13 protein-coding genes are annotated in these 9,617 nt (G+C 31.9%); 6 read left to right on the top strand and 7 right to left on the bottom strand.

Translation table 11 applies throughout. The features are described from left to right. Positions 1–95 precede the first annotated feature (95 nt). The 3 genes from RR554_RS11515 (at position 96) to nagA (ending at position 2,354) form a co-directional block, all read left to right on the top strand. Positions 96–314: a hypothetical protein gene (locus RR554_RS11515; protein WP_332464402.1), complete on the top strand. Its 219-nt coding sequence runs from the start codon at positions 96–98 to the stop codon at positions 312–314. Between the two features lie 133 nt (positions 315–447). Further along, on the top strand, positions 448–1,206 hold the full coding sequence (locus tag RR554_RS11510) for a DeoR/GlpR family DNA-binding transcription regulator (RefSeq protein WP_332468077.1): 759 nt from the start codon (positions 448–450) through the stop codon (positions 1,204–1,206). Between the two features lie 2 nt (positions 1,207–1,208). Continuing rightward, positions 1,209–2,354, top strand: a complete 1,146-nt coding sequence (nagA, locus tag RR554_RS11505) for an N-acetylglucosamine-6-phosphate deacetylase (protein ID WP_332468076.1) — start codon at positions 1,209–1,211, stop codon at positions 2,352–2,354. Positions 2,355–2,607: 253 nt separating this feature from the next. Here the strand turns inward: nagA and RR554_RS11500 are convergent, their stop codons facing one another. From RR554_RS11500 to RR554_RS11490, 3 genes are read right to left on the bottom strand one after another with little or no spacing between them, the layout of a single operon-like run. Further along, entirely contained in the window at positions 2,608–3,411 is an 804-nt protein-coding gene (locus RR554_RS11500; RefSeq protein ID WP_332464405.1) for a Cof-type HAD-IIB family hydrolase, read from the bottom strand. Then, on the bottom strand, positions 3,408–4,040 hold the full coding sequence (locus RR554_RS11495) for a sugar O-acetyltransferase (RefSeq protein ID WP_332468075.1): 633 nt from the start codon (positions 4,038–4,040) through the stop codon (positions 3,408–3,410). Before RR554_RS11495 ends, RR554_RS11500 begins: the two co-directional genes overlap by 4 nt. Before the next feature lie 17 nt (positions 4,041–4,057). Further along, complete coding sequence (locus RR554_RS11490) at positions 4,058–5,047, bottom strand: ROK family protein (protein ID WP_332464407.1); 990 nt, start codon at positions 5,045–5,047, stop codon at positions 4,058–4,060. Between the two features lie 157 nt (positions 5,048–5,204). Here RR554_RS11490 and RR554_RS11485 point away from each other — a divergent pair, with 157 nt between their 5' ends. Then, positions 5,205–5,372 (top strand): hypothetical protein, encoded by a 168-nt coding sequence (locus tag RR554_RS11485; RefSeq protein ID WP_332468074.1) that lies wholly within the window; start codon positions 5,205–5,207, stop codon positions 5,370–5,372. Positions 5,373–5,543: 171 nt separating this feature from the next. Here the strand turns inward: RR554_RS11485 and RR554_RS11480 are convergent, their stop codons facing one another. The 3 genes from RR554_RS11480 to mtnN all read right to left on the bottom strand — a co-directional run bounded on the left by RR554_RS11480 (position 5,544) and on the right by mtnN (position 7,776). Continuing rightward, on the bottom strand, positions 5,544–5,915 hold the full coding sequence (locus RR554_RS11480) for a YccF domain-containing protein (protein ID WP_332464414.1): 372 nt from the start codon (positions 5,913–5,915) through the stop codon (positions 5,544–5,546). An 85-nt stretch (positions 5,916–6,000) separates the two neighbouring features. Beyond that, complete coding sequence (gene add / locus RR554_RS11475; RefSeq protein ID WP_332464409.1) at positions 6,001–7,023, bottom strand: adenosine deaminase; 1,023 nt, start codon at positions 7,021–7,023, stop codon at positions 6,001–6,003. Positions 7,024–7,095: 72 nt separating this feature from the next. Next, a complete protein-coding gene (mtnN, locus tag RR554_RS11470) occupies positions 7,096–7,776 on the bottom strand; it encodes a 5'-methylthioadenosine/S-adenosylhomocysteine nucleosidase (protein WP_332468073.1) in 681 nt (226 codons plus the stop codon). A 354-nt stretch (positions 7,777–8,130) separates the two neighbouring features. Between mtnN and RR554_RS11465 the strand changes: the two genes are divergently transcribed. After that, entirely contained in the window at positions 8,131–8,520 is a 390-nt protein-coding gene (locus RR554_RS11465) for a MepB family protein (RefSeq protein ID WP_332468072.1), read from the top strand. A 35-nt stretch (positions 8,521–8,555) separates the two neighbouring features. On the opposite strand, the gene RR554_RS11460 is transcribed toward RR554_RS11465, so the two are convergent. After that, positions 8,556–8,960 carry a DUF4809 family protein gene (locus tag RR554_RS11460; RefSeq protein WP_332464412.1) on the bottom strand — a complete coding sequence of 135 codons (405 nt, stop codon included), beginning with the start codon at positions 8,958–8,960 and terminating at the stop codon, positions 8,556–8,558. Between the two features lie 124 nt (positions 8,961–9,084). Here RR554_RS11460 and RR554_RS11455 point away from each other — a divergent pair, with 124 nt between their 5' ends. Further along, entirely contained in the window at positions 9,085–9,534 is a 450-nt protein-coding gene (locus RR554_RS11455) for an ASCH domain-containing protein (protein ID WP_332464413.1), read from the top strand. The last annotated feature ends 83 nt before the right edge of the window (positions 9,535–9,617 follow it).

Here is a 9,617-nt window from a genome sequence, read left to right as displayed (position 1 = left end):
ATTTTAGAAAAGATACTATATTTTTTCTTAGGCATCCTTTCTTGCCTATGTTACAATAAATTAGACAGATTGTTGAACAAATAGAGGTGTAAAATATGAAAGCATTTAAAAATTATATGTTTGAATTAGTATTCATCATCATCGGTATCATATTTTTGATTATCGGATTTAAAGCTGAAACAGATATTGTTTTATTTAATTTAGACGGTTTTTACTTTTTCATGGCTGGTATATTATTTACCATCTACGGCGTCGGAACTGCGATTGCTAAACGAAAAGAACAAAAAAAAATTAATCAAGAGACCAATTCGTAGCCATCGAATTGGTTTTTTTATTTACTCTAATTAGCAAATAACTTGCTATGCAGCTTAAAATTTGATATTTTAGACTTACAAAAACTTATTCTTAATGTTTAAAAACTTACACAAACGCAAAAGAGGTGCTCAAATGAATCAACAAGAACGATTAATCGAAATTATGTCTCTCTTAGAAGCTCAATCCTTTTTAAAACAAGAAGAACTTGCCAAACATTTCGATGTATCAAAAGATACTGCTAGACGCGACATTTTAAAACTTGTTGAAAATAATCTAGTCGAAAGACACAAAGGTGGTATTCAACTCCCTATCATCAAACAACAAATAACTGATTATAAAAATCGTATCATTACAAATAGTTCCGAAAAAAAGAGTATTGCAAAATTGGCTAGAACATTGATTTTAGATTCGGACACAATATGGCTAGACGTTTCAACTACAGTTGAACTCCTGAGTGATGATAGTTTACCTAAAAATATATTAGCCGTTACTAATTCTGTTGATAATGCGGTTAGTTTTTCTCAACATATTAAGCGAATCTTACTTTTGGGTGGTTACTATCAACCTGATTCCCATCAATTAAAGGGACCTATGCTAAGGACACAATTAGAAAACTATTATTTTGATATTGTTTTTATTGGCGCGTCTGGTGCATCTGAAGAGGGTATCTTTTTTGATGAATTAGAGGATATTTATTTACATCAACAGTTAGCCAAACAAGGAAAACGAATTATCTTATTGCTTGACCATAGTAAGTATCAAAAAACAACTTCTTTTAAACTAAATTGGGAGTTTGTTGATACCATTATTTCAGATGAATTACCTAATCAAACATTTCAAAAAACATTACTCAAAAATAGTATCGACATTCTTACACCAAAAGGAGCTTAATTATGCAAACACTTATTAAAAACGCTAAAATTATTCAGAATAACGTAGAAAATCTAGTAAATATTCATCTTGAAAATGAGCAAATTAGCCGAATAGTAAATATTTCAGAAACAGTAGAAGAAGCAAATTTTCAACAAGTTATCGAGGCTGACAATCAATTGGTCATTCCAGGAATGATTGACGTTCATATTCACGGAGCCAATCATTTTGATATGATGGATGGCACAACAACAAGCATTCAAGAAGTATCAAAAAAATGTCTTGAGACAGGATGTACTGGTTTTTTAGTTACCTCTGTTACGTCCTCTAAAGAAAGACTACTTGGAATGATTCGTGCAACTAAACAAGTTATTGGTAAAGAACAAGGAGCAAAAATTTTAGGTATTCACCTTGAAGGCCCCTATTTAAATCCAATAAAAAAAGGGATGCAAGATCCAAATCATTTACGTCTTCCTGATTTGCAAGAGATCAAAGAAATAATTAATTTCTCTGACGGTTTAATAAAAATGGTCACTATCGCTCCTGAATTACCTGGTGCTGATGACGTGATTGATTACCTAATATCTCAAGGGATTGTTGTTGCTGCTGGACACACTGACGCAACTTACGAAGAAGCGCAACATGCTTTTTCAAAAGGAGTTAATCATATTACACATCACTGTAATGCTATGCCCGCTATTCATCACCGTTCACCAGGTATTACCACTGCAGCCTTAGAAAATGATAATGTTAGTATTCAAGCCATCGTTGATAATATCCATCTACATCCTGGAATGGTTCGACTAATGCATAAGGTAAAAACTGCTACAAACATGGTTTTAATCACTGATGCCTTACAAGCTATGGGTGTTGGTGATGGCGCTTATCAATTTGGTGGGCATCTAGTTACTGTAATAGATGGGGTTGCTAGATTAAAAGATGGCACACTAGCCTCTAGTACAGTAACTATGAATAAAGCCTTGAAAATTAGTACTGAGATGAAGCTTCCTCTAGGTGATAGCATTCAAATGGCCAGCCAAACACCAGCTGAATTACTCAATTATACTAAGATTGGGCAACTTCGTCAGGGATTTGATGCTGATTTAATCATTTTAGATAATGAGTTTACCGTTCAACAGGCTTTTTTAAAAGGGATACAAGTCTTTTAAAAAAACAGGTCTCATTTTATTTAAATAATAAACATGTTTAAAACACAGTTCTGTTTTTATTTCTTCACATTTAAGTTCTATTATATAAACATACCTAACAAAACAACCTAACAAAACTTTTTTTCATTTTATTTACTCCTCCAAAGTAAATAAACTATTCCTTTTTTCTACTAGCTTTTTAGCTAGTAGTTTTTTTATTAAAAGAGCTTGGTAATTAGCATAAGACTTTTCTTAACTAATTACCAAGCTCTTTTTATTTTCTTATTTTTAACATCTCTTCCATTACTACAAGTACACCTTCATCTTCATTACTTGGTGCAAAAAAACTAGCAGCCTCTTTAGCGCGTTCGCTAGCATTAGCCATTGCATAACCATATTTCACGTGACGCAACATCTCAACATCATTTCCACCATCACCAAATGTTACCATTTCTGAAGGATCTATCTGCCATTTTTCTTGTAATAGTTGAAGACCATTTGCTTTGTGTAATCCTGGAATAATTAAATCAATATCTCCATGTCCACTTGTCACAGCCGTTAAACGTCCTGAAAAATGATGATTAAACAAGGTGATAAATTCTTCTGTTTGATCTTTAGGAACATTGGTTGCAACTTTAAAAAAAATGTCATCGATAGTAGTTGTGATCTCTGGAACTACTTGCAATCGGTGGTAATATTTTCTGCTTGACTCTACAAACTCGACAGATTCTTTTTCATGTGTATAGGCACTCTTTCTACCACACATAATCATTGATACATCTGGTTGCTTACTCATAAAATCTAGAACATCGATCACTAACTCATCAGACATTTGACCACAAAACAGCTCTTCTTCTTCACTAATAACCAAAGCACCATTTTCAGCAACAAAAGAAATTTCTTTTGCAATTTCAGGAAAAAAAGATTTCAACTGGTAGTACTGATTCCCACTAGCCACAACAAATTTAACATCTTGTCTTTTCATTTCAGCGTAAATATCAGTAAAACGAGCTCGATTATACGTTTTTTCTGATGTCAAAAATGTACCATCCATGTCTACCGCCATAAGTTTTATCATTTTTTTAGCTCCTTATTATTAACTTCTTTCCAATATTCTTTTTGCTTAGCTTCCCAATAAAACGTATCTTCCTCAGTAATCGGCCGAATCACACGGCACGGATTTCCAGCAGCAATCACATTTTCAGGGATATGTTTTGTTACAACTGAACCCGAACCAATAATTGTGTTACTCCCTATTGTAACGCCTGGATTAACGACGACATTACCACCAATCCAGACATTATCTCCTATTTGAATCTCTTTTCCAAACTCCAGACCAGCATTTCGAACAACGGAATCAATTGGATGACCTGGCGTTAGCAAGTTCACTTTAGGACCAAACATGACATTCTCACCAATTTTAATTTCAGCAACATCCAAGAAAATACAATCAAAATTAGCATAAAAATTGTTGCCTATCGAAATATTTGACCCATAATCACATCTAAAAGGTGGTTCCATATAGATATTTTTTCCCGTTTTTTTAAATAACTCTTTTAATAGTGTCTGTCGATATTCAGCTTGTTCTTCTGTTGTTTGATTAAATATTCTTGTTAATTGACGGCTTCTTTTTGCATCTTCTCTTAACTCTAAATCATTTGCTACATACAACTCTTCTTGTAACATTTTCTCTTTTTCTGTTCGCATTTTTTCATCTCTTTCCACTAATCGTTTAGTTCATTCATCCCTAATGAAATCAATCCTGTTAAATAGTCCGTATTAAACTTTCTTGAAAGAACAATTTTCGGCGTATTTAACGCAGGGTATGCTGCTATAAGTTGCTTACTAATTACGTCTATTAAGTTTATAGATATTCTTTCTACTGCTGCATAAATAACAACTTCATGTGGATCATATGTACTCATAAATATTTGGAGCACTTCATAGATATGTTTTTTTAAATCGACATCAGCCAGATTTTTCTTTGACCAATCGGCTACTAAAGGAAAGTCAGCCACTTCTCCAACAAAATTATTCTGTCCTTTTAATAATTTTTGGTTAATCGATACCCCACCACCTGGTGGAAAACTTAATGGATAATAAATACCTGAGATAATTTTATTTTTCTCTTGATTCATGGCATAGCCTAAAATAGCAGCATTCACATCATTTTCAACCTGAACATGACACTTAAATTTATCCATTAATTCTTGTTGTACTGCCCGGTTCTTTAGCATTGGATAATCCACTAACTTAAGTACTCCTGATGTCTCCACACCCGGAACACCTAAAACAATCCCTTTTATTTCAGGGTAAATCTTTTTCCACGCATCTATTGTTGCTAAAAAATCTGACCACTCTAAGTCCTTTGCAGAAAGCTTTTTTTCTTTAATTACTTTTCCATTTAAATCGCATAGATAGTAATAAAAATATAGTGTTCTATCTGTTTCTACCATCTTGATAACTAGAAGTAATTTCTTTTTTTCATTAAATACATACGACACGGCATGTCTTCCACCTGTAATTACATCTGTTGAAAAAGGAAAAACGATAGATTCTTTTAACAAATCTGGAATTAATTTATTTATCGTCACAACACTTAACCCACTTAGGTTTGATAACTCTTTTTTTGATACTGGTCCATGGTCTTTGATTAAATGAGTTAAAAGAGATAAGTTATTTTTTTTTACATTTTGTGGTTTACTTGGCTCCATCGTTACAACTCCTTTTAAAACATACTTTATTAACTTAGTTTATTATATAAAAAAATAGATGGATAAACAAGATATATAAATTTCACTTTCACACTAGGCTATATCTCATACTTATAATACGCTGTTCTCCGATAGAATAAATTTAGGAGGTGAGAAAATGTTAATCTCTTTGATCGGAACGATTTCACTTATTAGCATCATGATTTTTATCAAAAAAAGCCTAACCAATTCTAAAAAGAAACAACTTAACTCTATCGAAAAACACAAGCAACAGGAAAATAAGACGATCACCCAACATGCTATGACACTTAATCATCATAAATAAAGAAATTAAGGAGACACTTATGAAAACTTTATTGTTTGTACCTGAAATTTTCAACTTAGCAGAAACTACACATATAATAGATTTTGCTAAAAGCTGCACAGAAAATTTTAAATTACATTCAAAAAAATAGGATAGACCGTTTAAAGGTTTATCCTATTTCCTAGCATTTATTTAATTATAAGTTTGAACGACTCTAGCTCCAAATGGCATTAACGCTAATTGCGCTAATTTAAAGCTTTGCTTACCAAAGGGAATACCAATAATTGTGATACATAAAAGCAAACCACTTATCATATGACCAATCGCTAACGGTAAGCCACTAACAATCAACCAAATAATATTAACAATTAAAGACATACCACTTGTACTATAAACAATCTCTTTGCCAAAAGGCCATAAACTAAGTCCTGCAATTTTAAAGCACTGCATACCTATTGGAATACCAATAATCGTAATAGACCATAGACATCCTGCTAAAAACCAAGACAAGGCCCCAAAAAAACCACCAAATATCAGCCAGATAATATTGCCTAAAAATTTCATCATCATCACATCTCTCATCACGTTTTTTTCTAGTATACCAAGCACATTGAAAAAATCCACTGACTAAAGACCGATATTTATCTAGTTAAGCTTCAAAAGAAAAATCTGTCATTTCTTTAAGCACTTTTTCTTTCAACACAGCATCTGCAAATGAATAGATCATAGCATTTTTATTTAACTGTCTAAATGTCTCAACTGACAAAGATAACTCAGTTCTTAACAAATCATATTCTTTTGATAACGTTGTATTTGATACAGTTTTATTATCCGTATTAATACAAAATGTTATATCATTTTCCAACCATTCGTTCAATGGATAATCTTTGATTGTTTCAATAGCTCTTGTTTGAACATTACTTGTTGGGCAACCTTCAATACAAACATCATGTGCCGAAACTTTTTGCTGTGCTTTTATATCACCTTTCAAGGCAATGCCATGACCAAGACGAGTTGCACCTGATTCAATAGCACTAAACACATTATGGATACAGCCACATTCTCCAGCATGTAATGTTAAAGGAATCGCACCATTTTCAGTCACCACTGTTAAAAGATCACGATATTCATCCATGAAAAAGTCATTCTCAGCACCGGCTAAATCAAATCCAACCACTTTTCTATGATTTAAAGTAAGTGTTTTAGAGAAAATAGATTGAATTAACTCTAACTCGCCTGTCTTCATTCCAATCACTAAGATATTACCATGTATATCATAAGTTTTTTCTGCTTTTGCGATACCTTTTGCCACCGCTTGAATCGTTTGTTCTACACTCAAACCTTCTTTCATAGAAAGACTAGGAGCAAAACGAATTTCAATATAACGAATACCATCTTGTGCTGATTGTTCCATAACATCAAACGCTGCCATTTCAAGAGCAACTTCAGTTTGTAGGTATGGTAGTACATAATCAAAACAAGTTAAATAATCCACCAAATTTTGGCAGGATTGTGGTGCTTGCATATGTGATCTAACTTCATCTAAATTTTCACTAATTACTAAATTCTGAGCTTTTGCAATTTTTTGTAAGGCCTCTGGTCGAATTGAACCATCTAAATGACAATGCAACTCTGCCTTTGGAAACGATTGTATATCTGATTTTCTCAACACTTTATAACCCCCATGTAAAATAATGATATTGTCAATTATTATATCGGGTTTTATAGGTATTGTATACCTTTATTAATTAATTAATTTATTTTCTTCTTCTTTCAGTATCTCTAATAAGTAATTCCCTGCGCAATCTGCTGCTTCTTTGTCATTCTCATAATAAATTTTATCGGCCAAATCATCCGCCAAATCTGAAATAGCTGTAAGAGAAATAAATGGAATATCATTAATAAAGCAACAATGAGCCATACTAGCAGTTTCCATATCAACAATCAAAGCTTTATGTTGTTTATGTATTTTTTCCTTTTCTAACGAATCGTCAATAAACGATTCGCCAGAAACAACTTCTCCACGTTTTTCTTCTGGAAAATGTTCAGAGAATACCGTCACTAGATCGCGGTTTGCTTTGAATTGAGACTTGAATGGAAATGTATTTTTTAGTTGTTTCAGCCTAACATCATGGTAGCTAAAAGAAGTACCTAAAACAACATCAAATGGTTCAAGATTATCTAACAATCCACCGCCTACCCCAGTATTAATCACAGCATCTGGTTCAAAATGATCGATTAAAATTTGAGTATAAACAGAAGCATTCGTTTTACCAACACCGCTTGAAACAACTATTAATTCATATTTTTCAAATTTACATTGATAGAAAATATTTTGTTTTAATTGAACCTCTTTTACATCCTTACAATTTCCTAAAATAAGTTCTATTTCTATTGACATAGAAGAAATAATCCCCAGTTTCATATTAATCACCCTTCATCTTATTATATAAAATAAATAATGGACTTATTATACCATTTTTTATTTTATAAATGGTATAATAACCCTACGTTTATTCCGTTTAAAACAAATACTAAACACGCTACTTACCCTATAAAGAAACACAAATAAACACGATGTTATTTTGAATCATATTAAAACAGGATAAGTGACGTTTTTCACAAATGTATTTTAAGGTTTTTTTATTTATATTATCTAAATTTTTTCTTATTTTTTAACCTAATTTTAATTTATTAAGTAAAGGAGCTATTTATGCATTCTATTCAATTAATTAAACTATTTATGCACAAAAATAAACAGTTAGAAATACTAAAAGAAATGGAAGAAAAACAAAATATTGACTATGAAGGTATGACTTTTACTATCGATAACACATCTTATAGAAGTCGTTTGGCCAAGTTAACACCAAAAAAGAAAGGCTATTTCGTCGCTTTTTGGGAAAAAAATGAAAACAACATTAACCAAGCTTTTTCTTTTGCTAATTGTCCAGACAAAGTGGTCATCACGATTATAGATAAACAAAAAAAAGGCTTATTTATTTTTCCGAAAGAGGTATTGAAAGCTAAAAAAATACTGCGCACTTCCGAACAAAAAGGAAAAATGGCCCTTCGAGTTTATCCAACATGGCTCACTGACCTCAATCCTACAGCAACTAAAACTCAGAAATGGCAAGCTCCTTTTTTCTTTGACATGTCTGAAAATAAATAAAAAAGCAATCTACAAAATAGATTGCTTTTTAGCTACTAGTCTTGATTTTCAATAACAAACTCTAGTCCTTCTAAATCAAAATATTGAGTCAATAAATTATTTACCACTGAAAAAAGTTCTGAGGGTTCTTTGTAAGAATTAGCAACTTTCTGCTGACTAAATCCTTTTTTAAAAATTAATTTGTCATACTCAGGAATAACTGAAATTTCATTAACACCATTTTTATATACATCATAATCTTCTGCCATATCGTATTCTTGATGTTGTTTATACCCATTAGCTAGTGCAACCGTCATTATTAATGAGGAAACATCCAATCCTTCTAGAGGACGATTTAAATTATTTAAATCTAAAATATAGACCTCACTTTTTACAGTTGGACACGCGTTACATCCTCCATTAATCAAATCTACTGTACGAATAATTTTTGCTTCTTTCACTTTAGTCACCTTCTATTTTCTATTACGTTCATTTTATCACAATAATTAAGTAAATGTTTATTTATTTCTGTTATTGATTCTTATCACAAAAACTGATATAACCAATTTATAGGAGGTTTATAAGATGATGGAAGTACTTTGGAAAGATTTTTGTATTGAGAAAAATATTGACTTACCTGTACCTGACGCTTGGATGTTTGGAGATGGGACAAAAGATATGGGAGATTATTTAGGTTCTTTAGTTTTAGAGGGCAAAAAAACGGGGACTTGCTCCGCCTATATTTTATATAACATTAAACACGAAACACTTCCTCAAATTGGGCAATACGACATTATTTTAGATGGTAGCAAAAATCCAATTGCTATTATTAGAAATAAACACCTCGAACTTATCAAAATGGATGATGTGACAGAAGATTTTGCTAAAAAAGAGGGAGAAGGAGATCTAAGTTATGAGTATTGGTATAACGAACATCAAAAGTTCTTCACTAATGAATTTGATACCTATCATTTAAAATTTTCGACAGAAGAACTACTTATCTGCGAGGAATTTGAAGTTATTTGTCACCTTTAATATAAAAAAGAAGCCAGGAGTAGCTATCAAAAGCCTACTCTTGGTTTCTTTGGTCAGTAATTATTGTTTTTTTCTAAAGTAAA

Origin of the sequence: Vagococcus sp. (genome assembly GCF_036639995.1) — a bacterium.
Classification (GTDB): domain Bacteria; phylum Bacillota; class Bacilli; order Lactobacillales; family Vagococcaceae; genus Vagococcus.
The sequence above is the reverse complement of the archived record's forward strand: the minus strand, read 5'-3'. Positions and strand labels throughout refer to the sequence as shown.